Source organism: Leptospira sanjuanensis (assembly GCF_022267325.1).
Lineage (GTDB): Bacteria > Spirochaetota > Leptospiria > Leptospirales > Leptospiraceae > Leptospira > Leptospira sanjuanensis.
In genome coordinates this window covers 2710378-2736801 of the sequence record NZ_JAIZBG010000001.1, presented here as the reverse complement: position 1 = coordinate 2736801, position 26424 = coordinate 2710378, and the positions used below count along the sequence as shown (strand labels likewise).

19 protein-coding genes are annotated in these 26424 nt (G+C 46.5%); 9 read left to right on the top strand and 10 right to left on the bottom strand.

All coding sequences use genetic code 11. The annotated features are described in order from the left end of the window. Positions 1-223: 223 nt before the first annotated feature. The 3 genes from LFX25_RS12375 to len all read right to left on the bottom strand — a co-directional run bounded on the left by LFX25_RS12375 (position 224) and on the right by len (position 3512). Complete coding sequence (locus tag LFX25_RS12375) at positions 224-1153, bottom strand: sensor domain-containing diguanylate cyclase (protein WP_238730512.1); 930 nt, start codon at positions 1151-1153, stop codon at positions 224-226. Between the two features lie 96 nt (positions 1154-1249). Next, the gene (locus tag LFX25_RS12370; RefSeq protein WP_238730511.1) at positions 1250-2200 is read right to left on the bottom strand and encodes a sensor domain-containing diguanylate cyclase; all 951 of its coding nucleotides are present in this window, start codon (positions 2198-2200) and stop codon (positions 1250-1252) included. A 628-nt stretch (positions 2201-2828) separates the two neighbouring features. After that, the gene (gene len / locus LFX25_RS12365) at positions 2829-3512 is read right to left on the bottom strand and encodes an endostatin-like outer membrane protein, LenA/LenB family (protein ID WP_238730510.1); all 684 of its coding nucleotides are present in this window, start codon (positions 3510-3512) and stop codon (positions 2829-2831) included. A 493-nt stretch (positions 3513-4005) separates the two neighbouring features. Between len and mutL the strand changes: the two genes are divergently transcribed. From mutL to LFX25_RS12345, 4 genes are all read left to right on the top strand, one after another. Beyond that, entirely contained in the window at positions 4006-5796 is a 1791-nt protein-coding gene (mutL, locus tag LFX25_RS12360) for a DNA mismatch repair endonuclease MutL (protein WP_238731592.1), read from the top strand. Beyond that, positions 5765-6385 carry a YqaA family protein gene (locus LFX25_RS12355; RefSeq protein WP_238730509.1) on the top strand — a complete coding sequence of 207 codons (621 nt, stop codon included), beginning with the start codon at positions 5765-5767 and terminating at the stop codon, positions 6383-6385. Before mutL ends, LFX25_RS12355 begins: the two co-directional genes overlap by 32 nt. A gap of 62 nt (positions 6386-6447) precedes the next feature. Beyond that, positions 6448-6675: a hypothetical protein gene (locus LFX25_RS12350; protein ID WP_238730508.1), complete on the top strand. Its 228-nt coding sequence runs from the start codon at positions 6448-6450 to the stop codon at positions 6673-6675. Then, entirely contained in the window at positions 6672-7943 is a 1272-nt protein-coding gene (locus LFX25_RS12345) for a replication-associated recombination protein A (protein WP_238730507.1), read from the top strand. The genes LFX25_RS12350 and LFX25_RS12345 overlap by 4 nt, the downstream gene beginning before the upstream one ends. Before the next feature lie 35 nt (positions 7944-7978). On the opposite strand, the gene LFX25_RS12340 is transcribed toward LFX25_RS12345, so the two are convergent. After that, complete coding sequence (locus tag LFX25_RS12340) at positions 7979-8143, bottom strand: transcriptional regulator (protein WP_238730506.1); 165 nt, start codon at positions 8141-8143, stop codon at positions 7979-7981. A gap of 114 nt (positions 8144-8257) precedes the next feature. Then, positions 8258-9361, bottom strand: a complete 1104-nt coding sequence (gene hisC, locus LFX25_RS12335; RefSeq protein ID WP_238730505.1) for a histidinol-phosphate transaminase — start codon at positions 9359-9361, stop codon at positions 8258-8260. Between the two features lie 129 nt (positions 9362-9490). Here hisC and LFX25_RS12330 point away from each other — a divergent pair, with 129 nt between their 5' ends. Then, positions 9491-9661 carry a hypothetical protein gene (locus LFX25_RS12330; RefSeq protein ID WP_238730504.1) on the top strand — a complete coding sequence of 57 codons (171 nt, stop codon included), beginning with the start codon at positions 9491-9493 and terminating at the stop codon, positions 9659-9661. Between the two features lie 2 nt (positions 9662-9663). Here LFX25_RS12330 and LFX25_RS12325 read toward each other — a convergent pair whose 3' ends face one another. The 3 genes from LFX25_RS12325 to LFX25_RS12315 form a co-directional block, all read right to left on the bottom strand. Then, a complete protein-coding gene (locus LFX25_RS12325; protein WP_238730503.1) occupies positions 9664-10815 on the bottom strand; it encodes a M48 family metallopeptidase in 1152 nt (383 codons plus the stop codon). Positions 10816-10818: 3 nt separating this feature from the next. After that, positions 10819-11781, bottom strand: coding sequence for a YjgN family protein (locus LFX25_RS12320; protein WP_238730502.1), 963 nt, complete (start codon positions 11779-11781; stop codon positions 10819-10821). An 81-nt stretch (positions 11782-11862) separates the two neighbouring features. Next, a complete protein-coding gene (locus tag LFX25_RS12315) occupies positions 11863-13473 on the bottom strand; it encodes a peroxidase family protein (protein ID WP_238730501.1) in 1611 nt (536 codons plus the stop codon). 255 nt (positions 13474-13728) lie between these two features. Here LFX25_RS12315 and LFX25_RS12310 point away from each other — a divergent pair, with 255 nt between their 5' ends. Together LFX25_RS12310 and LFX25_RS12305 are read left to right on the top strand one after the other, a co-directional pair. After that, on the top strand, positions 13729-15438 hold the full coding sequence (locus LFX25_RS12310; RefSeq protein ID WP_238730500.1) for a GGDEF/EAL-containing response regulator: 1710 nt from the start codon (positions 13729-13731) through the stop codon (positions 15436-15438). Between the two features lie 115 nt (positions 15439-15553). Then, positions 15554-15943, top strand: coding sequence for a response regulator (locus tag LFX25_RS12305; protein WP_118957727.1), 390 nt, complete (start codon positions 15554-15556; stop codon positions 15941-15943). A 363-nt stretch (positions 15944-16306) separates the two neighbouring features. On the opposite strand, the gene LFX25_RS12300 is transcribed toward LFX25_RS12305, so the two are convergent. Next, on the bottom strand, positions 16307-20362 hold the full coding sequence (locus tag LFX25_RS12300) for a PAS domain S-box protein (protein ID WP_238730499.1): 4056 nt from the start codon (positions 20360-20362) through the stop codon (positions 16307-16309). A gap of 568 nt (positions 20363-20930) precedes the next feature. Between LFX25_RS12300 and LFX25_RS12295 the strand changes: the two genes are divergently transcribed. Together LFX25_RS12295 and LFX25_RS12290 are read left to right on the top strand one after the other, a co-directional pair. Then, entirely contained in the window at positions 20931-22478 is a 1548-nt protein-coding gene (locus tag LFX25_RS12295; protein WP_238730498.1) for an LA_0442/LA_0875 N-terminal domain-containing protein, read from the top strand. Between the two features lie 28 nt (positions 22479-22506). Next, positions 22507-24582: a methyl-accepting chemotaxis protein gene (locus LFX25_RS12290; protein ID WP_238730497.1), complete on the top strand. Its 2076-nt coding sequence runs from the start codon at positions 22507-22509 to the stop codon at positions 24580-24582. Positions 24583-25229: 647 nt separating this feature from the next. Here the strand turns inward: LFX25_RS12290 and LFX25_RS12285 are convergent. After that, complete coding sequence (locus LFX25_RS12285; RefSeq protein WP_238730496.1) at positions 25230-26276, bottom strand: hypothetical protein; 1047 nt, start codon at positions 26274-26276, stop codon at positions 25230-25232. Positions 26277-26424 lie beyond the last annotated feature (148 nt).

Here is a 26424-nt window from a genome sequence, read left to right as displayed (position 1 = left end):
TTTCTCGAAACCCAATTCGTTTAATGATCGGTATTTTACTGGTAGAAATAAGAATATTAAAGAAAAAAACGGAATCGAGTTTATTCGGAGATCAAAGAATATATTCGATTTATAGAATATCATTCATCGCCCATTCGTTTTTATAAAAACGAATAATGCTGATCGGGGATTCTTGTTCCTCTTGGGCTGAATTTTGAAAAATTTATCCTTTGATGCACTGTCTTTATGCTTCCGAGTGGCTATGAGTCGCCCGATTTCTTCCGGTTGCTTTCGAGACGTAAAGGGCTTTGTCTGCATTTTCTAAAAGTTCTTTCGCGTCGAACGCATGGTTGACTTCGTTTAACATCGGTCCGGTTGTTGCAGCACCGATGCTGATCGTTATACTCCTGTTTTCCCAATCGAATTTTCTGATTGTGGAGGTCAATTTTTCGGCCACTTCGATCGCGCGCGTTCGCGACGTGTCGGGTAGAGCAACGATGAATTCTTCTCCTCCGTATCGGGCCAGCGTTGCGTTTTTTGGAAGAGTTTCGGTGAGTAACTTGGCGAGATTTACTAATATCGCATCTCCCGCCGGATGACCGAATTTGTCGTTGTATTCTTTGAAATGGTCCACGTCGATCATGAGCAAAGAAAGATGACTTTTATGATTTTGAGCGTGATGCATCAGATATTGAAGTTCTTCCGTAAAGGCTCTTCGATTTTTCAATTTTGTCAAAGGATCGGTCGTGGCCTGCTCAAACAATCGATCATTGGCTTCCTTCAGTTCGGATGCGAGTTGACTGATCTTTTGATTCGACTCGATCGTTTCGGTGATGTCTCTTCCGGTAACATAGACCAATCCCGCTTCTAGATCCGGATATCCGGTCCATGCAAAATGTTTATAACTCCCATCGGTGCAGCGAACCCGATTTTGGATGGAAGTTCTCGGAATGCCTCCGTCCAATTTTTCGAATTCCATTTTAATCATATCCTGATCGTCCGGATGCAGCAGATGAAAGGGAGTTTTTCCGAGAAGTTCCTCTTCGGTCCATCCTAGGATTCTGTGGAACGAAGGATTCACCGAGATGACCGTTCCGTCCAGTCTTTGGATCGAAAATAAATCCAGGGAATACTGGTAGAATTTTTCTAGATTGTATTCCTTTTGATAACCCATACGCACCTTCCTGAAAAGATTTTTCCAAATTGTTAAGCGAAATCCTTTGTATGGAAGCCGGTTCTTTTCGATGGAGGAAGAACTGGATCTTTTCGATTACAAGGATTGGCTTTCGGATGCGATTCGAGAACTGTGAGTCGTCCGATCTCTTCCGCACATCTTAGAATGATACAAGGCCCGGTCGGCGGATTCTATCAGATTCATAAGATGAACGTTGTTTTCGATCCGGGATTTTTGATTTCCGGAGAGGGTGGAAACTCCGATGCTGATCGTTACGGATCTTTTTTTCCAGGGGAATTCACGGATGATTTGAAGAAGCCGTTCCGCGATTTGGCTCGCGGCCGTTTCGGAAGTATCGGGCATGGCGACGATGAATTCCTCCCCTCCGTATCTTGCGATCACGTCGTGTTGGCGGAGCGTTTGGGTCAACAGTGAAGAAAGGTCGATCAAAACCTGATCTCCCGCGAGATGCCCGAATTGATCGTTGTAGTCCTTAAAGTAATCCACATCGATCATCAGAAGCGAAAGGGAATGTCCTTTGGTGAGAGATTGATGAACGATGCAGTTCATTTCCTCGTTGAACGCTCTTCTGTTTTTAAGTTTTGTCAATGGGTCGCTGTAAGCCTGTTCGAACAATTGGTCGTTCGCTTCCTTGAGATCCGCAGCGAGTTGATTGACCTTTTGATTTGTTTCGACGAGTTCGGAAATATCCCGTCCCGTCACATAGATTAAACCCGCCTTTAGATCGGGAAATGCGGTCCAGGCGAAGAATTTATAGTTTCCATCCTTGCAACGGAATCGGTTTTGAAAAGAAAGAGTGGGAAGTCCCTGATTTAATTTTTCGAATTCCTGAAAGGTAGCTTCTTCGTCGTCCGGGTGAAGAAGATGAAACGGTTGTCTGCCGACGAGTTCCTCTTCCGTCCATCCGAGAACGCGCTCGAACGAAGGATTTACTTGCAAAACGGTGCCGTCCAAACGCTGAATCGACAGCAAATCCAGACAATTGTTTACAAGTTTTTCCAGATCGTATTCTTTTTCGAAATTCATCCTTGGCCTTCCTTGAATCGCATCCCATTTATTATCGGAAACATATTCAAAAAATGTAATCCTTTTTGTGCTCTCACTTTTACAACGTTTCGAGCGCGGCTTTTTTCATAAATTACTATGTGTTTTTCACCCTTTTTTTTGCTTCCATTTAGAAGCGTTCGAAACCGGCTCCTTTTTTTTAAAGTCGCGGTCTTTGCGTCGAATTTCTTTGTTAGGCGATTCTGGATACGGAGGTTTTGACAAAAATGCTTTTGATTTTTATTTTGAATAATCTAAATTTTAAATATGACTGTTAATTTATAGGATGATTTATTTTTAACGAATGAGATTTCAAGTAAACAAGAAAGGAACGAAGTCGGTTTCCGCTTTGATCTCACATTCTGAAGATTTAGGATGATAGGAACTGGTTGGATTTAGAGCGCGACTCATAACTCTAAAAGAAACGGCTGTCAAGTTCCTAACGTTTGTGAGAGTTCCCACACATTGCGTTTCTGGCACAGAATTTCATAGATTCGCTTCTATTTCTTTTTGTGAGAGTTCCCACATCTAAGGTCTTTAGACTCGCTCTTAGAAACGGGTTGATTCGGAGTGGAAAATGGCGGCCTAGGCTCGCCATTCTCCATTTTACTTACTGTTCGACGCAGAGAAGATTTAAGTTTGCGTTACAGTTCCACGTATCTACCGTAAACGCTCCTCCGGGAACATCGTTCGGATTGGTCGAAGTCGTGTTTCCGGCTTGCCCTGCATTGTTTCCGTCGTTGGAAGCCCACGCGTTGCAATCGGATGCAACTTCCCAAGGAAAGGTTCCCGGACCTCCGTTGAAACCGTTCCAAAAGAACTTCTGCGCTCCCGCATCGATTCCGTTTGCAAGGTTTGCGGTGACGGTCGAGTTTGCGTTGGTCGTAAACGTAACGGTGGTTCCGTCGCTTCTTCGATATTGTTTATTCGGATACAAGACCCAATCGATCAGACCCGGACTTCCGTCTCCGGCAAAAACGACTTCGCGGACGTTAAAAGAAACGAGCAACGCTTTATACGTTCCGTTTAAACCGCTTGGTCTTGCGGCCATACATTTTGCGTCGGCTCCCGCGATTCCGCCTAAGTTTCCGTTGTAACCGGCGCCGTTGTTTGTCGCAATAAACGTCCTGCAAAACGAAGCGTCTTTGCAGGAGGGCGCCGTTCCTATCGCGCCGCTTGCGGATCCGAGAAGAAGAAAAAGAAGACTTGTGTCGTCTTTCTTTTTGTCTTCGCAGGAGCAAAGAGTCGCTGCGATCGTTCCCGTCAGCAGAGTAAGAAAAATCTTTTTAAACATTGTATGTCCTTTGTTTGTAGTCGGTTCGTCTTCGGCCTATCTTACTCTAATCTTTTTATTTTTCACGGGAACGAAACAGAGCCGCAAACGAATCCGAATCTAGAAACCGGACTTCGCTTAATAATTTTCAGCATTTGGAAATAATTTTATGAAACAGGCTTCCATGTGAATGAAACATCCGCGGATTGTAGCGAAACGTTTTCGGTTTGTTATCCGTTTGAATGGAGTATTCGTAAAATTTAATATTCCGTTTATAATATGACAGACATTTGTTCGTAGGTTCGAGCGCGTTGTCATTCTTTTGGGGAATCCGGAAACGGTTTGCGGATTCAGGATAAAAACGTTGAAAAAAAGAATCGTTCCGATTGTAAGCTTCTACCGTTTACGAAGATTCCCGATTCGGAGGAAGTTTGGAAAGATTCGCTACTCCGCCGGTTTTCGACCATTTCCCCGATTGACAGTCTTGGTCGGAGTTCCGACATTGGAACCATCCATGGGGAAAATCCAAGAACTCAGTCCGGAACTCATCAATCAAATCGCCGCCGGCGAGGTCATCGAATCCGCGCATTCCGTCGTGAAAGAGCTGATGGAAAATTCCATGGACGCGGGTGCGACTCAAGTGGACATCGAATCCAAGGACGGCGGTCTCTCCTTGTTGCGGATCACCGATAACGGTTCGGGAATCGCTCCCGAAGATTTGGAACCTGCGTTAAAACGACATGCCACGAGTAAGATCCGAGATTATAAGGATCTTGAATCCGTTTTGAGTTACGGATTCCGCGGCGAAGCGCTCGCTTCCATCGCGTCGGTATCCCGCCTAACGTTGGAAAGCGGAACCAAGGATCAGAAAACCGCTTGGAAGATCCGTTCGACCGGAGGAACGATTTCCGATCGAGAAGAAATTCCCGGATTTACGGGAACGAAAATTCTCGTGGAAGAACTTTTCTTTAACACTCCCGTCCGCAGAAAATTCCTAAAGTCGATCCGCTCCGAAGATAAAAAGATCCGCGACCGCGTAACGACGCAAGCGCTTGCGAGAGAAGACGTTCGCTTTCGTCTTTTTCAAGACGGAAAGGAAGTGTTCGTTCTTCCTTCCAGGGAAAATAAAAAGGATCGGATCATCGATCTGTTCGGGGAGAATTTCCGGGATCATCTTTTGGAAGTGAGTTTGGAACGGGGCGGAATCAAAGCCTACGGTTATATCAGCGATCCCGATTTTTATAAATCGAATCGGACCGGACAATTCATCTTCATCAACGGAAGACCGATCGAAATCAAGTACAGCTCCGTTCTTTTAAAAAAAGCGTATGACGAACTGCTTCCTCCGAATGGACATCCGTATTGTTTTTTATTTTTCGATATCGATCCTTCCCGAGTGGACGTTAACGTCCATCCAGCCAAAAAAGAAATCCGCTTTTTGGACGAGGAAGGTTTCAACGGATTTTTTCTCACTCTCATTCAAAAGGAATTGCGATCTAGCACTCCGGTCAGTTTTTTAGAATTGAAAAAACGTCTTTTAAGACCGACACCCGATGCGTTTAAAACGAGTTCTTTGTATCAAGCGCATTCTTCTTCCCGAGCGCAGGAGAGTCCGCTGCTCAGTCGAGAGTTGTTCAGCGAAATTCCCAGACAGGAAGGTTTCGATCTGGAAAGAATGGGACCGGGAGCTTCTCTTTCGGCGCTTACCGACGAACGGGTGAAACATTCTTCCTTTGTTCCGAAAAAACACTTCGGAGTTCTATTCGAAACGTTTATCCTCGCGGAAGCGGAAGACGGTTTTTACATCATCGATCAACATACGGCGCACGAACGAATCCGATACGAAGAAGTTCTTCGAAAACTAGAAAAGAAGAATTACGGAATCCAGCCGCTTTTGACGCCGATTCGAATCGACGTTTCCAAACAGGAACAGGAAGAAATTTTAAACCGACGTAAGGAATACGAAGAAGTCGGAATTCACCTCGATCCGCTCGGGGAGGACAGCGTGGTTCTTCGGGAAATTCCGGCTTATATGGAACCGGGAGAGGAAAAGGAAATCATTCTCGATTTTCTAAACCGAACCGAAGGAAAGGAAACCACCGAACCCGAGTTATACGACTTGATGGCAAAGTGTGTCGCCTGCCGTTCCGCGATCAAAAAAGGGGATCAGCTTTCGGATCCGATCCTCGCCGAAATTTTAAACAGACTGAGTTATTGCGAAAATCCTTCCCGTTGTCCGCACGGAAGACCCACCTTAGTAAAGTTGAGCAGAGATGACCTCGAAAGAATGTTCCACAGAAAATGAAGAAATTCCCGGTAAAGAACCGGATAGAGTCGTTCGAAAATTATTCCGTCAAACGTTAGTCGGAATCGTGATTCTCGTATTGGGAGTCGTGTTCTTGGCGCGCGTGTTTCCCGAACCCGTCCTTGCCGTTTCACAAAAGTTCATAGACATCACCGGAGTGTTCGGAGTCGGGATCGGCATTCTACTTGCGGATTCCCTGCACGTATTCATTCCGCCCGACGTCTTTCTGATGATCGCCGTTGCGGGAAAGTTGAATTCGATTTTAGTCATCGCATCCGCTTCGATCGGAAGTCTCATCGGAGGAACGATTTCGTATCTTACCGGGAGAATTCTTCTGCCTAAGATAGAAGGAATCGCGAGCTTCGTCAAAAAACACGAACAAAAGCTAGAACACTATCTGCATCGATACGGTTTTTGGGCCGTGGTCTTGGCCGCATTGACTCCGCTTCCGTATTCCTGGGTTTCTTTGGCGGCGGGCGCGATGAAAATGAGATACGTTTTGTTTTTTCAGGGTTGTCTTTTTCGAATTCCGCGTTTTATAGTATTCTATTATCTGATTCAATTCGGTTGGGTCGGAGGCGGAATGTGAGCCGTTCGGCTTGCAAACGCAGTCCAATCGAATGAAAGAATTTTTGGTTCAAGGTTAAACTCTTGGAAACGAATCAACCCAATCTATTTCCGAAAACGAGAGAAGAAGTCATCCGAGAGAATCTGGATCTGTTCGATCTTCCGATTCGGATCCAAGCCCTGATCGAAAACGTTCTGCAGGGAAATATCCGGGAACAATCTTTGGTTTGTTGTCACAGCGCCTGCGACGTCTGCAACGCGACGATCCGAACCTGTCTTCGAAAAATCAAAAACGAGTTGGAAGTTTCTTGAGCGATCTTTTTACAAAGAAGCCGATTCCCCCTCTTGCGCATAAAATCCGTCCTTCCAGTTTCGAAGAGGTCATCGGTCAGACGAGGGCCACCAAACAACTCGTCAACTATCGATCTCCCGTTTCCATCATTCTTTACGGTCCGCCGGGAACCGGAAAATCCACGTTAGCCGGAATTCTTTGCCGCAAATGGAATCTTCCGTATGTCGAATACAACGCCGTTTCCACCGGTGTCGCCGAAATCAAAAAACTTTTGGAACGAGCGGAACGGGAAGGAACCATCCTTTTGTTTTTGGACGAGATCCACCGCTTCAGCGCTTCGCAGCAGGACAGTCTTTTGAAAGGAGTGGAAACGGGCCATCTCGTACTGATCGGCGCCACGACCGAAAACCCGGCCTTCCGAATCACAAGACCTCTTTTATCCCGTTGTCAAATCCTGAAAATCGAACCTTTGAGCCTGGAGGAACAATCCTCCCTTTTGGAAAGAGGCATTCAAAATCTTGCATATTCTATAAATCTAAACGACGAAGCGAAGGAAACGCTGATCCGTTTTTCGGGAGGGGACGGAAGGAAACTTCTTTCGAACCTCGAAGGACTCAGCTTCAGTTTTCCGGAAGGTCATACGATTTCCAAATCGGACGTGGAGGAATATCTAGAAAGCCGCGTGATCGAATACGACAAAAGCGGAGAATCGCACTACGACGTGATTTCCGCGTTTATCAAATCGGTGCGGGGAAGCGATCCCGACGCGGCCTTGTATTATCTCGCCGTTCTTTTGGAAGGAGGGGAAGATCCTCTTTTTATTATGCGAAGATTGATCATTCTCGCGAGTGAGGACGTGGGAAACGCTTCCGTAAACGGTTTGCCCCTCGCGGTTTCCGGCTTACACGCGTTAGAGGCGATCGGAATGCCGGAAGGAAGATTGATTCTCGCGCACGTCACGACCTTCTTAGCCTCCTGCCCGAAATCGAATGCGAGCTACAAGGGATTGGGAGCGGCGCTTTCTTTCGTTCGAGAAAAAGGAACCGGGATTAAAATTCCGAATCGTCTTCGAAACGCGCCCACCTTTCTTCATAAAAAGGAAGGGGCCTCCCAAGGTTATATTTATCCGCACGACTTCGGAGGGTTTAAGGAACAAAATTATTTCCCGGACGAATATGCGGATCACCCGCCCCGTTTTTACTTTCCGACGGGAAACGGAGCCGAGTTGAAGTTGAAGGAATATCTGGAAAAGGTCTGGGAAAAAACTTCTTGGAAAAAAGGGGATTGAATGACTTCGATCGTTCGAAGAGCGCGGCGGATTGATTATTTGTCGTAAAGTTCCGGACGAGCCTTGACTTGTTTCGCGTCGGCTTCCAGTTTAAAACCTTTTCCCGTTTCCGTTTGAATCCGGTTGGATTCGGAATTTCGCTGTTGAATCGACTGAATCGTTTCTTTCGTCTTTTTTTGTTTGAATTCGGATTGGAACATCTTTCCTCCTTGGCCGTAAGACCGGCGAGGTTTAATAAACGTTTCGTGCGTTTCGATCAAAACCTAAAATCTTTTTTTAAAGGAAGAATTGCGATTTGATTACAAAACCGCAATTTATCCGAATTCTTTGCGCAAAGCGTCGAGAACCCGATCGTTTTGGTCCGGTCTTCCGATCGTGATTCGAAGCGCGCCCAATTCGTAACTTTTCAAATCGCGGAGAATGATTCCCTGACGCAGTAGGGATTGCGCGATTTCCGTGGAAGATCTCCCGTTCTTTCTTGCAAAAAGCGTAATGAAGTTCGCGTACGAATTCATAAATTCGATCCGCTGTTCTTTTGCGAACTCTTCGTATCGTTTCATCTCGTTTAGATTGTTTTCGAGATAGGATTCCACGTGCGATTCGTTTTGCAGGGCGGTCGTGGCCGCGAGCGCGGAGAGATTGGCGACGCTGAACGGAGGACGCATCTTATACAGATTGGAGATCAATTCCTTGTTTCCGATTCCGTATCCGATCCGCATTCCTCCGAGTCCGTAAACCTTGGAAAATGTCCCCGTATAAAATACGTTCGGAAAAAGATCGGTGACTTCTTTTGCTGGAATGAATTTGTTCGGATCCTTTTTGTTTCCGAATTCCATATATGCGGCATCAATGACGACTAACGTGTCCTCGGGAATCCTTCTTAAAAATTCGTAAACGTCCGATTTGTCGAGCGCGTCGCCGACCGGATTGGAAGGAGTGCATAAAAAGACGATTTTCGGTTTCACGGACTTCGTGAGATCCAGAAACGCGTTTAGATCGTGCGGAACGGTTTCCGTGGAATGAACTTTAGCGCCGCATTGAAGCGCGTAGATCTTATACATCGCGAACGTGATTCGATTGATGAGAATCGGATCTCCCGGTCCGAGGACGCAACGGCAAGCGAAATCCAAAACCTGATCGCTTCCGTTGCCGGGAATGATCCGATCGGGGGTCACGCCGAATCTTTCGCCTAACGCGGTTTTCAGATCCAGGTAAGAATCGTCCGGATAATACGACATCGTGGAAGCGGCCTTTTGAACGGCTTCGACGACTGGTTGTGCGCAGCCGAACGGGTTTTCGTTGGAACCGAGTTTGATGACTTGGTGCGGATCGATCCCGAATTCCCGTACGACGAGTTCGATCGGTTTACCGGCTTCGTAGCTTTTAAGCGAATTTAGAATGGGTTGAAAGGGAATCATCTTACACAATAGTTTTTTCGGGAAAAAATTTGGGAATCGATTTAAGAAAAAATCTTCGGCCTCCGTAGCTTTCCCTCCTTTTTTTCCTCTAATCTTCAGTATTCTTATAAATAAGACACTGGAAACAAAATGAAAGATACGCAGTTTCATCACGAGATAGAAGAAGAGATATTGGATCGTCTGGAAGATTTTTCGAACGGAGAAATTCTGATTCAGGAAATTCTCAAGTCGTTCGAGGACTTTGACAGGGCTTTAGGGAATACGGTTCAGGAACTCTTTCCCTTGGAAGACGCGAAGTAATCTTACGAACAATTTTCCCGAATCGTTTTCCATCGATCGATTCGGATTCCTCTTTGTTTCGCCTTCATTCCTTTGGAAAAATCCTTGGCCTTTTGAATGCGACTTTGATTGTCCGGGTGCGTACTAAACCAATCTAAAATTTTCGCTGCGTCCCATTCCTTTTGTTCCTCCGCTTTTTTCTTTCCGCTTTGCGGCGATTTCTTTCCCAACTTCGCTTCTTCCCTTTCAAAGAAGTTCACGAATCCGCCGAGACCGATGCCGGATTTTTTTAAGGTTTCGAACGCTTCTCCGTCCGCTTCCTCTTCGAACTCGCGCGAGTAGCGGAGAATGGTGAGAGTGTTTACGATCTCCGTAATCGTTTCGAGCGTTCCGATATCGTCGAATCCGATTCCGATCGAGAGTTTCACAACAAGAGAAATTCCGAGCAGTCGAATCATCTGCCGAATTCCGTGACGATTTTCCACGTGCGCGATTTCGTGCGCGAGGATGGCCGCGACTTCTTCCGGCGATTCGGATTCTTCCAAAAGTCCGGAAAGGATGTAGATGGTTCCGCCGGGCAACGCAAACGCGTTTACCTCTTCGCTTTTGAGAATGCGGATGGAATACCGATCCCGTTTTTTCGGAGATACGATCGTGTTGCGGATTTTTTTTACGCTCTGCGAGAGTTCCGCGTTTTTGCATTCGGAGTAGTTCGTTTCGAATTGTTTCGAGATCATTTCTCCGAGGGATCTGTCCGCGGATTCGGGGACGATTACATAAAGTCGATCCAACTTCGTCATAATCAGAGTTCCGATTCCGACCGCGAGAATTCCCGCAACGAGGATCTGAGGCAACGCAGGCAAAAGCAAAAAACGGGAAAGAATTCCTTTGAAATCGTTGGAGAACAACCTCTTGCGGTGCGCCTGAATCAGTTGCGCTTTTTGCGGAGAATCGAACGTGAAAATCAGATCGTTTTGCGTTTCCTGGCGGTCGTCGAGTTGGAGTCTATATTCGTTTCCGAGTTTTTCAAGCGATCGGATTTGTGTATAAGAAAAATGGAATGTATTTCTTCCTTCGGGAAGCGTTTCTGAGAGAAAGAGGAGACCGGTCTCCTGCGGAACGAGCGTCCCGGAGACCGGAGCGGCGGTTTTGCCGTCGTAGAAAAGATCGGGCATTCGTCAGTTGCCGAACACCGAGCTGATCGCTTCTCCCGCTTCGTGCAATCCGTCCGCCAATGCGCTCGCGTCGGGATCTTTGACGCTTTTGATTCCGGAAAGATCCGGTGCGGTCTCCAAAGACAACGAATTCATAATCATACGAATCGAACGAAGATACGCCCAGGGAATTCCGATTCCCAACGTGAAGAATACGAGCACGATCGACATGAGCATGTTTACGAAGATGGCTCCGGGTTTTAGATCGGAACGAAACGAGATTCCTTGAAACTTCGTGTGATTCCAATAGTAGTTGTGTAGATTGGCGTGAAACCAGAAGGAATAAATTCCGGCGGTGATCAGCGTAAAGAAAAACCCTTTCACATAAAGAACGAACAGCTCCTTGCCTTTCCCGTCGTACGAAAAGTTGGCGTTTCCCAGATGCGAATGTTCGATGAAGAATTTTTCGAGTTTGTTGATAAACCAAGCGCTGTAAAATCCGAGCGTAACCAGGCTCAAAAGCGCGTTTGGAACGAAAAGCTTCACAAGAGGAACGACTTTTCCGCTGAAACGAAAACGGATATTGTTAAACGAAGTTCGGCTCAGAAAATATTTTCTCGATCCTATGATTATATAGGGAATTGCCAGCAAAAGCACGGAATAAAGGAGAATGATCAAAATCGCCAACGCCCAAACTCCCAGTTTCGAAGCGATATAAAACAGACCGGCGTAGACCGCTCCGGCTGCGATCATGATTCCGATCCCCTTTAAAAAGCCGATGAAGTTTTCTTTTCCGGTGCCGTGATAATCGAAACGTTGTCCTTGGAATGAAATATGCCTGTGGAGGAATTTTTGGGTGTTTACCTTCGCCCAAAAAAAATAAATCCCGGCTGTGATGATCGTGAAAAAAATATTCTTCAGATAAATGAGGAACAGCTCTTCGCCTTTTGCGTCGAGCGTGAAACGGGTAGCGGATTCGGATTGCATTTCAATCTCCTAAACTTGTAGATCGATCAACATAAACGCGGATTCTTTTCGTTCAAGAAAAAAATTTCCCCGCGGTTCGTATCAAGCCGTAAGTTTGAAATACGTTTTCGTAAAATCTTCGAAAAACCGATTCTGATCCAGGGCGTATTCCAAAACGAAGGCGCGTGATTCGTCGTTTTTCAAAAGTTCTCGATCGTTCGGAATCAAAAGCGGTCCTTCCAATCCGGCCTTGAGCAGGACGTGAAAGTAACTGTTGTCGAAGTTGTACGGATTTGCGGTAAACGATTCTCCTCCGAGCCATCCGATCGTGCGCGCTCCCGAAATCAAAACGAGATCTTGCACGCTAAGTCCCATCTTGTTCAGACAAGGAAGTTGATCTCTTTGCGTTTGCATTCCCAAAGGGAGAATCTGCACGACCTCGTTTACGGGTTTATCCGTTTTACCGGGTTCGACGTGAAGGCGGGGGCCTCCCGATTTTTCGATCGCGACCGCTCCGGCCAACGCGAGAAAGTCCGCAAACGAAAAGGAAGTCTGCATCTTTTCGTTGAACGTTTCCCGCAGATCTTTGATTTGATAGTAGTTCTGAACCAAGTCTCCGTTTTCGGAAAGATGCGCGAAGTGTCGGAAAGCGTTTGCCGCGGAAAGTCCGATCCAGTTTTCCTTTTCGTCGAAGAGACAGGCGAGATGATAGACGAGTTTCAACCAGCTTCCTGCGTCGCGAACGAGAATGATTCTCCTCAAAGAATTTCTAGCTTCTTCCCAAACGTTTAGACTTGCCTTCTTGAGAATCTCCTTCACCTCGTAGAGTTTGTAATCCCCGGTTTTACCCTTGAGCTGCGTGGAAAACGTTTTTCCTTTGAGAACTCGATCCCTGACTTGCGCGTAAGCGGATTCCGAAATCAAAACGGAAACTCCCGCCTTTTTGGTTTTGGATTCGATCCGGCTCGCCATGTTGACGGAATCTCCGATCGCGGTGAACGACATGTTCGCGGGATGTCCTAATTGTCCTAATATGCAACTTCCATAATGTACTCCGACTCCGATCCTAAAGTTCGTGTGGAAGTGAGTTTTGAGATATTCGTTTAAGGAATAGAGTTCGATTTCCATTTCCTTGGCGGCTCGGATCGCGGAAAGACAAACCTCTTCGGAAGAACCTCCGTCCACTCCGAACAAAGCCATCAATCCGTCTCCGATATACTTGTCGATCTTGCCTCCGTGTTTTAAAACGATGTCGCCCATCTTGTAAAAGTAACGGTTGAGAATATGAATTACGTCGTAAGGAAGATGCGATTCGGAGAAACTCGTAAAGTCGCGGATATCGCTGAACAATATGGCGATTTCTTTTTCTTCTCCCGAGATCGCGGCGGAGCCGGGGATCGTAAGATTGTAGTCTTCGTCGTCTAAGACGATTCTTCGGACACGAACGTCACCCAATACTTTGGCTTGACAAGCAAGACGAACGGATTCCGGAAATCCTTTCTTTTGCGACAAATCCATTTCATTTTGTTCAGGTTCGGATAGATTGGAAGAATTCTCCAGAACCAATACGCGGCACGTGGAACAACGGGCGTTTCCTCCGCAAGCGTGCGTATGAGGAATTCCATGAGACAAACTGATTTCTAACAGGCTCTGCGGTGATGAATTTTCGGGTAAACTAATTTCTTTTTCGTTTTCGAAATTTACAAGAATCATGAAAACCTTCCGGATTTAATGAAGAATTATAAAAAATAATTGGCTTCCAATTGGGAAGAGTAGAATGGCAGACTCGGTTGTCAATAGAAGAACTCGGTCCGGCCTTGTGGATTCGATTTTCAAAAACACTAACGCGTGTTTGAGGATTCGATTTTAATCGGGCCTTGCAACTTGAACTTTTGATAAAGCCACATTGAGCGTTGGGAAACGCGGTAAAGAAGAATGTTAAACGAATTACCGTTTTAGGATCATTGAATGGACGGAACCCAAAATCCTCAGGAAGAAAACAAGGACTCGAAACCTGTCATCCTTTTGGTCGACGACGAACTCATCATATTGAGAGGACTGAAAGAACAACTCAAGCTCGCCTTCGGAAAAGAATACGATATCGAAACCGCGGAAGACGCCGAATCCGCTTGGGAGATTTTGGAAGAATACGTCTCGAAAGGAATCGATGTCCCCGTAATCGTCTGCGATCAAGTGATGCCGGGAGTGAAAGGGGACGAACTTCTCATCCGCATTCACGATAAAAAACCGGAAATCAGAAAGATCATGCTTACCGGTCAGGCTTCCGCGGACGCCGTCGGGAATGCGTTGAATCACGCGAACTTATACAGATATTTATCCAAACCCTGGGATTCGAACGATCTCATTCTTACCATCCGCGAAGCATTGAAGTCCTATTTTTCGGATCAGTCCTTATTGGCATTGAACCATAAACTCGAAACGACTCTTTTGTTCGATCGGGAAACGGGGCGGCCCAATCTCGAAAGTCTGCGAAGAGCCTTGGACGAACGGGAAACGCAGGGACTACAGTCCACTCTTGCTGTCATTCGGATCGAATCCTCCACTTCGACCACGCATCATTTCGGAGTGGGAGTATATCATAAGGTTCTGAATCAGTTTCTGACCTCTCTTTCCGCATTTATGGAGAAGTCGGGAAGTCTCTTTCATCTCTATCAGGACGAAGTTGCCATTCTTTCCAACGTGGAGGAGAGCAAGTTCCATTCTTTGTTGGTAGCGTTTCGAATTCTTTTACGTTCGGAATACATCGAGGCGGACGGGATTTCGTTCCGCGTGAACGTTTCGATCGGAGTCGCGACGCATCAGTCTTCGCTTTATTACAAAGCGAGAATCGCGATGATGCACGCCGCCCAAAACGGGGAACTCGAACTGATGAATTACTCCAACGCGATGGAGGAAGGGGATCAGTATCAGATCAATCTCGTTCTGGGAAGAAAATTGAACGACGCGATTAACGCGGGTAATGTGATTCCGTATTTTCAGGGAATCTACGACAACAAACTCGAGAAGATTACGAAATTTGAATGTCTCGCGAGAATTCAGGAAGGAGATAGAGTATACTCGCCCGCGAGTTTTATTTCGATCGCAAGATCCACGGGAATCATCCGTCTTTTGACGCCGATCATGATCGAAAAATCGATCCGCTACTTTGCCAAATATCCGGAATATTCTTTTTCCGTGAACATTTCCGAATCGGATCTGGAAAAAAAGGGATTTGCGCTTTGGGTCATCAGCCGTTTGCAGCATTACGAAATCGCGCCGGATCGCCTAACGCTGGAAATTCTGGAAACCGACCGTCTTCGAGGAGGGGAAAGAGGTCTGGAGACCTTGAAGGAACTCAAGGAATGCGGATGTAAGATCGCAATCGACGATTTCGGGGTAGATCAATCGAACTTCGAGAGGCTGATGGAAATCGATCCCGATTATATCAAGATCGACGGAAAATTCATCCAAGGAATTCACCTTAGTAAAACTCCCTATCTTCTCGCCTCTGCAATGACGGAGATGGCGCACCGGATCGGAGCAAAGGTGATTGCCGAATTCGTAGCCGGAAGGGGAGAATTCGATACCGTTCGCTCCTTAGGTGTGGAATATTGTCAGGGATATTATATCATGGAACCGGCTGCGGAGATTCTCCCCATACCCCAAGTTACGATTTGAGGCCGGTGATTACTTTTTTCCAAAATTCGCTTGCCATTATTTTTTTTCCAAATAACGTAACGCCTTGCGTTTTTTGACGATTCGATAAGTCGAATAGAATAGGTGAGTATTTCAGTTGGATAAGGCAATTCTTTTTGTAGACGATGAAGCTCTGATCCTCATGAGCATGAAATCCCAGGTGAAACGTCATCTAGGAGACGGGTACAGGTACGAAACGGCGCTCGACGCCGGAGAGGCTTGGCAGATCATCGAAGAGTTAATTCATGAAGATGTTCGTATTCTTATTATTATTTCCGATTGGTTGATGCCTAACGTTAAGGGAGACGAATTCCTTAGACAGGTTCACAGCAAATATCCGGAGATTCAAAAGGTGATCGTGACCGGTCACGCGGACGATTCGTCCATCGAAGCCCTGAAAAAAGAAATCAATCTGCGCTCTTATCTGAAAAAACCTTGGGACGAACGCGAACTCGTCTCCACGATTACGACTGCGTTAGAGGGATAAGCGCCTCTCTATGGATCGGCGTTTATTGAGTCCTTGAAATGCGACGAACCCAGCAAGTTGCTCTCTATGGGTTGCAACTTAGGGAGCGTTGCAATCATAAGCTGACTTAGTCGGCGTTGATCCTCAGCGAAGCTGAGCGCAACAGACCCAATGGAGTAAGTTTTTCGCAAGAATCATTCTTTGTTTCCTGTCGGAACATTTAAGAAAACGAAACAATTCGATTTGACGTAAGTCCGATTTCGTGATATAGAAAATTTTCCGATTTTTTCCCGCGGACCCGCCTCCTCCACCCAATTAGGGCGGGGCGCGCGTTTTCACGGGAGATTGTCGGAACTACGACAGGATTTTTCTTACAGTGTGGTTTTAATTCTCGATCGGTAAGTAGATCCGAAACGATGTGCTGCCCGGAACGCTTTCGAGTTCGATTCTTCCTTCGTGTTTTTGTACGATCTTTTTCACGATATCCAAACCGAGTCCGCTTCCTTCTCCCGGAGCTTTTGTCGTAAAAAACGGTTCGAAGATTTTATCCTGTATCTCCTGCGGAATACCGGGGCCATTGTCTTTCACATCCACCATCAATTCTCCGTTTACCTGTTTCAATCGGATGGTGATCGCCCCTTTGAACTGCATCGCCTGCAAAGAATTGTAGATGAGATTGGTCCAGATATGGAGAAGGTCGTCCGGATAACAAAGAATCGGCGGGACATCGTCGAAGTCCTTCTGAAGATCCACACCCTTCTTGAGTTGATTGTGATAGATCGTGAGAACGGTTTCGATCGTGTCCTTGACGGATGCGAGAATTTTTTCCCCTGCGTTATCGAAGTGCGAAAAGTTTTTGAGAGCGTATAGAATTTTGGAAATCCGATCCACGGCGACTTGGACCGTTTTTGTATTCCTAAAAAAGTAGGACTCGAGGGAAGAATATTCCAAAATCAATTCGGATTGGTCGAGCAGTAGAAGTGGAATGAATTTTTCGTTGAGTTCTCCGATGCCCATGTCGACTAACGTGTCCGCGTAGGAAACCGCGAGACGTGTGGGGATCTTCTTGGATTCCAGCACGCTTGTGATCGCCTTCTTACGGTTTCTCTGTTCCATTCCCGTATAGTGTTCGTTGCTCTGGATCGCGCTTTCGATAAACTCGGCTGAGAGTTCCCTCATTTCAGCATTCAAGGTTCCCATCGCGATTTGAACTCCGGGCAATAGGGAACGAAATCGATTTAAACATTCCTGAATGTTCTGATTGGAAGCTTGAACCGCTCCGATCGGGTTGTTGATCTCGTGCGCGATTCCCGCCATGAGTTGTCCCAGAGCGGCCATCTTTTCGCTTTGAATGAGCTGCGACTGCGTCTTCTTCAAATTGTCGAGAGTGTTTTCAAGTTCGGTCTTTTGGATTTCGATCAATCTGTTTCGAACGCGGATCTCGTCGTTTATGATCCGAAGTTCCTCGGCTTCCTTGAACGGAGTCGTGTCGATGATGTTGACGGAATAATAGGTGCTACCTTTGCTTACGAACACTCTTTGGCTGATAATCGCAGGAAATAAATTTCCGTTCTTCTTTTTGGCGACGACTTCCATCGAATCCTTGCTGCCGATGAGAAACTTTTTGGAAAGAAGGTCTTGGAGTGATTCTTTGGACAATAAACGTGCGACGTTGAGCCCGATCGCTTCCGCTGCCGTATATCCGAATAATTTCTGAAACGCAAGGTTCGAATCCGAAATACGGATTTTTCCCCGTTCGACGAGAAGAATCGCTTCGTTCGAAAATTGATAAAAGGTCTGGAACCTCAATTCGGAGGCCTTCAATTCTTCCTCGGCTCTTTTTCGTTCGGTGACGTCGGTTACGGTTCCGACTACGCGAAGAGGATTCGAATGTTTATCTCGAAAGAGTTTCGCCTTCGCTTCCACCCAGGCGATTTCTCCGTCTCCGAATAAGACCCTGTGTTGAAAGTAAATATCGTCTCCTTCGGCCCCTCTTTCGCCCGAAAGCACTTCTCGCATGAGTTTGTCCAAACTAGGACGGTCTTCGGGATGAACCAAATCCATAATCGATCGGAGATTTCCTCCGAAGTCTTCCGGCTTGATCCGAAAAATCTGAAACGCCTTTTCTGACCACGTTATGCGGTCTTCTCGAATGTCCCAGCTCCAGCTTCCCATATTCGCCGCGTTGAGTGCGAGCCGTAGGCGATCCTCGCTCTCCCGGAGCTCTCGTTCGTTTAACACGTTTTCGGTGATGTCGGTTACGAGGAATACTAGGGATATGATTTCGCCTTCCTGGTTTTTTACGGGAGAACCGTTTACGGAAAGATATTTGATTTGTTTGTCCGATGTCACGATCGAATGACGGATGTCGTAGACCGGTTTGCCCGTTCGCATAACGACTGTAAACGGTTGATCTTCCTCTTTCCATTCTCCGCCGTCCACCGATTTGGCTTCCCATTGTTTCGAGTTGTAACTTCTGGATGTGATGTCGGTGAGTTCGATTCCGAGAACGTGTTCCGAACTTTTATTCGCGTAGAGAATTTTTCCCTGGGGATTCAAGACCACGATCGACGTCGCGCTGTTCTCCGTGATGGAAGAAAGAAGATCCCTCTCTTGGGTTAATTCTTCATCCACGCGTTTTCGTTCGAGCGCGTTGATTACGATCTCCGCAAAGTTGCGTAAAAGCTGATTTTCTAATGTGTCGAGTTCTGCCTCTTGGATGTTTCCGATTTTTTCGGAACCGAATCCGAGTCTTCCTTTGAGAACTCCTCCGATGAGAAGCGGAACCGCCGTAAAGGATTGAATTCCGTTGTTCGTCAAAAGTTGCCGATCCGAAATCGCTTCGACCGGAAGATCTTCCACCTTGGCGATTTTTGCGATTCTTCCCATGCGCATCTCTGCCGTAAAAAAACTATGTGGATCGATCGTTTCGACTTGGTTGAGGTTCGAGGTTCGGATCGCAGCTTTCGGATCGATCCATTCGTGCACCACTTTTCTTGTCGTATAGGTTTCGTTGTAGAATACGATATTGACACGCTGCATGTTCAAAAACGTTCCCAGTTTTTCCAAACCGGAATGGATGGTCTGCGAGATGGAGGATAGAGGAAGGTTGATGATCGCTCTTGAGACTGCGGTCGTGATCGTCTCGAATCCGAGACGGAATTGAAGAAGTCTTTCGTTTTTTCTTTTTTCGCTGACGTCCAAAACCGATCCGATGATCTTAACGACTTCTCCCTTTTCATCCAGGATCAATTCGCTTTGATTGAATACCGTTTTGATTTTTCCCGTCGGGGTTACGATCCTATATTCAATTTCTCGAATGTATTTGTTTTTGATCGCTTCTCCGAAGTAATGACGGACACGGTCGCGATCCTCGGGGTGAACGAATTCCAGTTCCTTGATTTCGTCTTCGATTCCGTTCGGTCGTTCGTAGATTTTTCCGAGTTGTTCGGAAACCGCGATTTTGCCGGTCGAGCGATCGTATTCCCAGGAACCGAGTCCCGAAAGTTTCTGAGATCGGGAAAGGGCCGCTTCCTTTTCCTTGAGTTCCTGTTCCGCCTTTTTACGTCGATCTATGTCCGCGTGAATTCCATACATCTTAAGCGGCTTTCCGTTCGCATCGAAGTCCGTGAATTTTCCCGCGGTAAAAATCCATTTCCAGGAGCCGTCGCCGCATTTCATGCGGAACTCGGCTTCGTAAACGGGGGATTTGCCCGCAATATAACTCTGCAACGCCGTGTTGACGTGCGCAAGATCGTCCGGATGAATCAGCGATTGCCATGTATTCACGTGCGGCTCGAGATCTTCGAGTTTATAACCGAGCATCTCCGCCCAATAATCGTTGTATTTGTTTCCGTTGGTTTCTACGTCCCATTCCCAAAGTCCCAGTTCGGCTCCGTAGATTGCGGATTCGAGACGTTTCTGATTCTCTTTCAGTTCGTCCTTGATTTTCTTTTGATCACGAAAATCTAATATACTTCCTCGGATGAGAATGTTTTCTCCAAGCAGGGCAATCAAACGGACTTCGCAAGGAATGATTTCTCCCGATTTTGCCCGATGCAGCCATTCGAACGTGACCAATTCTCCCTGAATGGCTCTTTGAATGTAGGCGGTAGCGGCTTCGAAGCTCGTTCTTCCGTCCTCTTGCCGAGGTGGGCTGATATCGACCGGACCGATTTGCTGAAATTCTTCCTTTGTAAATCCGAAAATATCGACCGCTCTTTGATTTACCGATTGAAATTTGCCGGTGGAGATGTCCAGGATCACGATCGCATCGGGAGAATTTTCGATGATCTGTGAAATCCGAATCTCGGCCTTTTGTAAGGAAGCTTTGAGGGTTTCGTTTTCGCGGACGGTTTCTTCCAAAACTTTCGTCTTTTGGATTGCTTCCTCGTATTGTCGTCTTAACGTTTCGATGGAACCTTCTTTTTCCGGTTTCATGCGTGATCGCACCGCTGCGCTTTGCGTAGATCGTATAAGGGCTGTTTATGTCTTGAATGGTCTCTCATAAAAACGATCGTGTTGGTTCGATATTGTTATTCGTATCTTCTTGCTTTAAAATTCAATCGATTCGAAATCTTTTTTCTACTCCGGCGCGAAATTATAAAATTCAGATACCTTTATATAATCCGGCGCGAATGTTGTGAAATCAGAAATTAGAAATTCGTTCTGTAAAAAAAAATGAATGTTCCATTCAGATCGAATCCACTCGACTGATTCTACTCGCGGTGAATCGGATACGATCGAAATTTTAAAAAATATTTCTCAGAAAAGACGCAATTTTGTCTTAAATCATTTTGCTCGCTTTTTAAGCGGATTCCTTCTGCAAGATCGCAGACTTTCCGTTCGTCGAAAGAAAATGTTTTTTACTGGTTGATTCTTCTCTCTATTTCTAATTTCTGTTATTCTCCTCGGGTTGCGCGCGAAATACAAAAGAGCAATTTGAAGAATCATTTCTACTTGAAAATTCGCAAAATATGAAATAAAAAATTGACAAGGTTGTAAACGTATGAGGCTCAAAATTTCCCTTCTTCTCGTATTCTGTTTTTTCCTCGTTTGGAGTTCTTCCCTTTTTGCCGCCGATATCGTCCGACTTAAAAACGGTTCGATCTACCGAGGCAAGGTCGTTTTGGAGGACGACGAGAAAGTTCTTCTCGCGGAGAACGAAGACTTTATCCGTTATTTTGCGAAAGAAAACGTGGTCAGCGTAACATACGAAAGACCGCAAGATAAGAATAAAAATACGATCTCTTCGGATAAATCCTCCGGTGCGAAATCCGAACCGCCTCCTCATCAAAACCCGTATGCAGGAATCGCAACGCCGATCGAACGGGAACCGCCTCATGCTTCTTCCCAAGGAAACGACACGACGATCGACGTGACGCACGAGATCGTAACGGACTTTATCTGGAGGGGACTCAGTTTTTCCGGAGAGATGGCAAATCGCCGAAGAAACGAAAGCTACCCTTCCACTACGATCGTTCCTTCGTATCAACCCACGATCGACATCAATACTCCGTTGAAAGGTTTTAAGATTCAGTTTTGGGGAAACTTCCAGCTGACGGAAAGAAACGATAAGGACAACGACGGACGTTTTCAATTATTTCCAGGCGGTCCCGGTCCTGCCTACCCCGGACAAGGAAATCCGTTCACCGCCCCGAATCCGGATCTTCTGAATCAAAGCTGCGTCTACGATACGCAGAACAACGTGATGAACGGAACGCTCGCGACCGGTGCAACCTGTGGAGGTCTGGTTCCGAAACCGTATAAGGAACAAAACGGTATGAAACGTGCGGACGGATTGTTCTATGCGTTCTATTATACGTTCGAGAAGACGAGTTGGGGAAAATTCACCGTGGGAACTTGGTTTTACAATACGTTCAACAAAAACCCGGCGTATGTTTCGGCTCCATTAGGAGGTTATAATTCTCTCGCGGCGCAGGGTGTCACCAGCTCGAACAATACCTCCAATCAGGTGACCCGCCTCGCTTGGCAGGAATATTATATCTTTTGGCAACTTCCGTTTCTTTCCTACGTGAGTCCTACGATTTCCTTTTATACTCAGCTGAGTGCGGAAAACGCGAGTTTGGCGGCCGGTAAGAATTATCTTTCTCTCTACATGAGTCACGAGTATTTTGCGGAGAAATTTTTCAGAATTACTCCCGCGGTCAACATCGGATACGAGATGTCCAACAACATCGTGGACAACCGCTACGGGATTCAGGACATCACGAGCAGCTTGACCTTTTACTTCGGCAAATTCTTCGTCAAAGGAAATCACGTATACCGTCCGAATCTGTATATGTACGACACGGACAACTACTACGGAGCCACCGGCGGGTACGTTAACCGAAACACGAAAGACGGGTTGATCGTGGATCCTTCGAAGGTCAACGGTCCGATCAATCAATACCTGCTCGATCAGATCGCGAACAGTCCTTTGATTCCGGACGCGGGGGACGGTTCCTTGAGACAGGCGATCCGAGAATCGTATTTATTGCAGAAAATTCCGGCGCATTTATTCTGGTTCAGCGTCGGATTCTCGCATAGTTTTTAAAAAAATATAAAGAAGCACAGGAAGATTCATGAGCATCAGGTTTCGAATATCGTTATATCTTGCACTCGTACTTTTGGCGGGAAGCATCGCGATTACCACCATCAATACGATTACGACGTACTTTAAACTTTCGCGGGATATTCAGGATTCTTCCGCGATGGTTGCGTCGAGATACGCGTTCGAAATTCGGGACTTTTTCGACAAGGCTCTCGGCGGCTTGCGCGGTCTTGAATTTCAACTTTCGCACGCAAGACCGACCCGAGAGGAAACGATCGAAACGTTAAAGGATCTTGCAAAGAGCGATCCGAATTATTTCGGAGCTTGGTCCGTATTCGAACCGGGTAAATTCGATTCTTTGGATTCGAAATACGTCAATCGACAAGGCTACGACGCGACGGGAAGATTTATTCCTTACATCAATAAGGCCGCAGGCGCGGACAAACCTTTGGTATTGGAGCCGGTCATCTATTACGAAAATCAGGATGCGAGCGGATACTTTTATAACGTTCCCAAAAAAACGGGAATCGATTTTATCGCCGATCCGTTTGCGTATCCCGTTTCGGGTCGCGAGATCCTGATGATATCCGTCGTAAAACCGGTTCGCAGAAACGGCGAAGTCGCGGGCGTCGTGGGGATGGATATCACGATGGAAAACATGCAGGAGATGCTCGAACCGATTCGGCCGTATCAAGGAGAAGGATATCTGAGTTTGATTTCTCCCGGAGGTTATTATGCTGCGAACGGATTGCAGCCCGAGCTCGTCGGAAAGGAAATTCAAGATCCCGAATGGAAGAAAAAAATCCTGGAAGGAAGTCTGAAGGACGAGATTCAAGCTTACGAACGAGGAGGAGCGACGCATTTCTTTTATTCCTTCTATTTGGGGAATTACAATAAGAAATGGATCTTGGAAGTCAGCGTTCCGGACAGCATCTTCTGGAAAAATCTTTCGAGAGTGATTGCGGAGACGATCGCTACGTCTCTGTTTACGATGATCATCATCGTAATCGTATTCAATCTAATATTCCAAAAATTGATTACGCACGGAATCAACACGGCCATCTCCTTTTCGGAGGAGGTTTCCTCCGGAAATCTTGTGGTGGAAAATTCCTATGAACGCAAGGACGAAGTAGGAAAACTTCTTCTTTCCTTGGATCATATGAAGAATAATCTCAAGAGCATCATCTTGGAGATCAAGGGTTCTTCCGAGTCTTTGAATTCGACTTCGGATCAGATGGCCGAGTCTTCCAAAAGTTTTTACGACGTCGCTCAGGAGCAGGCTTCCGCATCGGAAGAATCCTCGGCTGCGATCGAAGAGTTGGCCGCATCCGCGGAGAATGTAGGCAAGTCCATGGATCGCGCGATTTCGCACATGAAGGACATCGACGGGAACGTGGTCTTGTTGAAGGAACAAATCGCGAGAATCAACGACGAGATGAAGTCTCTTGCATCCCTCGCGGGAGAATCGCAACAGCAAGCGACGACCGGCGAGAGTTCCATGAATCAGTCCACCAAGGCGATGGATGAGATCGGAGACAGCGCTTCCCGGATCAACGAGATTCTTTCCATCATCACCGATATTTCCGAAAAGACCAACTTACTCGCGTTAAACGCCGCGATCGAAGCCGCCCGCGCGGGAGAGGCCGGAAAAGGGTTTGCGGTCGTTGCGGAAGAAATCTCCAAACTCGCGTCGCAAACTTCCAACAGCGTTCAAGAGATCGGACAACTCGTGGAATCGACGAACCGCGCCGTGATGAACGGAACGAGCAAGGTTAAAGAAGCGTCCGATATTCTTGCGAAGCTCCGAAGTTCGGTGGATATGTTCGGGGTTTCCGCGAAGAACGTTCTCGATTCGGTGAATACGCAGGAAAAGAACACGGAAAAGATTCATCAGAGCGCGAGTTCACTTATGAGTTTCAGTCTTCAGATCGAAGAAGCGGTTCAGGAACAAAAACGCGCCACCGATGAGATCACAAAAACGATCGTGAGCATTTCGGATGGAACGCAGGAAATCGCGAGTGGGGCGGACGACCTAACCGGTTTTTCCAAAAACATGCACACCCAATCCGAAGGTCTGATTCGTCTGATCAATAAATTTAAGATATAGCTCGCGACCCATAGGAAGCGAGCTGCTGAGTTTCTCGCGACCCATAGGAAGCGAGCTGCTGAGTTTCTCGCGACCCATAGGAAGCGAGCTGCTGAGTTTCTCGCGACCCATAGGAAGCGAGCTGCTGAGTTTCTCGCGACCCATAGGAAGCGAGCTGCTGAGTTTCTCGCGACCCATAGGAAGCGTTCTGCTGAGTTTCTCGCGACCCATAGGGAAGCGTTCTGCTGAGTTTCTCGCGACCCATAGGGAAGCGTTCTGCTGAGTTTCTCGCGACCCATAGGGAAGCGTTCTGCTGAGTTTCTCGCGACCCATAGGGAAGCGTTCTGCTGAGTTTTATGTAGGCTCTTTGCGTAGCGAAGAATTGCGACCCAGTAAACTCTGCAAACGCCTCTCTATGGATCGGCGTTTAGGAATCGAGTTTCCAGTTTCGAGAAAAAAAGGGGAAATGCAGCAGTGAATAAAAATGCGGCCGTAGTTCCGACAATCTTGCTGAAAAACGAAACAGCCCCGCCCTTGTTTCGGGCGGCGGTGGAGAGGAGGCGGGAAAAAACGGCAAATTCCGCTCTATCAGAAAATCATACTTTTTGCAAGTAAAAAGCTTCATTCTTGTCGGAACAACTTTAGAGAGTCAAAAAAAATGTCCGCGATTACTTCATCTCGGCAAACAGACGATCCAAGAATTCCTTTTGTTTTTTGCAACGCGGTTCTTGGATTCCATTCTTCATCTCAAAAACTTTTACCCCGTTCTCTTGCTTGATTTCCAAATTCCAGATCTTCTTTTGTAAAATCGTATGCACATAGGAAACGAATGCGTCCGCAAAGAAGTCGTCTCCGTTGATCGAGGAGTATAAAGTAGGGAAAGGAGTTTTTTCCAGAACCGGATAAATGCCGCCCCATTCGGAATCGAAAGAAATCGGTTGGGAAGAATAGAATCTGATTTTTTTGCGCATCGGAAACGAATCGTCGAAAACGGAATCGTTTTCATTTACCCAAACTCCATTAGAAAATTCGAATGTACTAAAGTCCCGGTTCTTTTCGCGGAAGTCCGGCACGATCCTTTTTTGAACGCTTAGGATGTGACCGATTTCGTGAAGCAGAATGTATTCGAGAGCCGTCTCGATCGTATCGTTCGAGTCCGACTCGATTTTCACGTTGAGTTTCAACGTTCCGGGAGCAAAGGAAGAATTCTCCTTTTGAGTGATCCAATCGTTCGCGGTTTTGGTCAACATTCCCGTGTCCAAAAAAACGACTCCGCCTAACGGACCGGAACGATCGTAAACGAAACTGCTCAAGCCAGTGCTTCCCAAATTTTTACAAAGAATCACTCGAAACAAGGATTTGTCCAAAAAAGAATTCACCGAATTCGGAAGAGATTGTCTAACAGCGCTAAGACGAGACTTCCAAACGATCAGATCCGCTTCGGGCAAGGGAGAATCCTGAAATCCGTCGATTCGATTCATTTCTTGAATAAAGTTTTGCTCCTCTTCGCCGAGGCTTGAAATTCTTTCCTGCCAAGGATTGGAAAGAGAATAACGCTCCGCTCGAGTGATCGGATGGGTTGTAAAGAGCCGATAATACGGATTATTTCCCATTAGGAATGAAGTTGGTTTGCAATTGGAAATCCCGAAAATGACGGATACGATCCATAACGCTCGGAAATGTTTTTCCAGGACATGAAAGCGGAATAATTGCATAGGAAAGATTTTTCCAGGCTCCTTGAAAAATGTAAATCCCAATCCGTTCGTCATCATTTTGAAAAAAAAGAATCTTTGAAACGGAATGGTTTGCGTTAAACCGGGAGCCTTGTAAATTTGGACAACAAAATTCCCAGGGTCGGGAAAT

What these genes read in the sequence shown, in the direction of transcription:
- LFX25_RS12375 (WP_238730512.1), bottom strand. Translation starts at nt 1,153, where the DNA reads ATGGGTTATCAAAAGGAATACAATCTAGAAAAATTCTACCAGTATTCC.
- LFX25_RS12370 (WP_238730511.1), bottom strand. Translation starts at nt 2,200, where the DNA reads ATGAATTTCGAAAAAGAATACGATCTGGAAAAACTTGTAAACAATTGT.
- len (WP_238730510.1), bottom strand. Translation starts at nt 3,512, where the DNA reads ATGTTTAAAAAGATTTTTCTTACTCTGCTGACGGGAACGATCGCAGCG.
- mutL (WP_238731592.1), top strand. Translation starts at nt 4,006, where the DNA reads ATGGGGAAAATCCAAGAACTCAGTCCGGAACTCATCAATCAAATCGCC.
- LFX25_RS12355 (WP_238730509.1), top strand. Translation starts at nt 5,765, where the DNA reads ATGACCTCGAAAGAATGTTCCACAGAAAATGAAGAAATTCCCGGTAAA.
- LFX25_RS12340 (WP_238730506.1), bottom strand. Translation starts at nt 8,143, where the DNA reads ATGTTCCAATCCGAATTCAAACAAAAAAAGACGAAAGAAACGATTCAG.
- hisC (WP_238730505.1), bottom strand. Translation starts at nt 9,361, where the DNA reads ATGATTCCCTTTCAACCCATTCTAAATTCGCTTAAAAGCTACGAAGCC.
- LFX25_RS12330 (WP_238730504.1), top strand. Translation starts at nt 9,491, where the DNA reads ATGAAAGATACGCAGTTTCATCACGAGATAGAAGAAGAGATATTGGAT.
- LFX25_RS12325 (WP_238730503.1), bottom strand. Translation starts at nt 10,815, where the DNA reads ATGCCCGATCTTTTCTACGACGGCAAAACCGCCGCTCCGGTCTCCGGG.
- LFX25_RS12320 (WP_238730502.1), bottom strand. Translation starts at nt 11,781, where the DNA reads ATGCAATCCGAATCCGCTACCCGTTTCACGCTCGACGCAAAAGGCGAA.
- LFX25_RS12315 (WP_238730501.1), bottom strand. Translation starts at nt 13,473, where the DNA reads ATGATTCTTGTAAATTTCGAAAACGAAAAAGAAATTAGTTTACCCGAA.
- LFX25_RS12310 (WP_238730500.1), top strand. Translation starts at nt 13,729, where the DNA reads ATGGACGGAACCCAAAATCCTCAGGAAGAAAACAAGGACTCGAAACCT.
- LFX25_RS12300 (WP_238730499.1), bottom strand. Translation starts at nt 20,362, where the DNA reads ATGAAACCGGAAAAAGAAGGTTCCATCGAAACGTTAAGACGACAATAC.
- LFX25_RS12295 (WP_238730498.1), top strand. Translation starts at nt 20,931, where the DNA reads ATGAGGCTCAAAATTTCCCTTCTTCTCGTATTCTGTTTTTTCCTCGTT.
- LFX25_RS12290 (WP_238730497.1), top strand. Translation starts at nt 22,507, where the DNA reads ATGAGCATCAGGTTTCGAATATCGTTATATCTTGCACTCGTACTTTTG.
- LFX25_RS12285 (WP_238730496.1), bottom strand. Translation starts at nt 26,276, where the DNA reads ATGCAATTATTCCGCTTTCATGTCCTGGAAAAACATTTCCGAGCGTTA.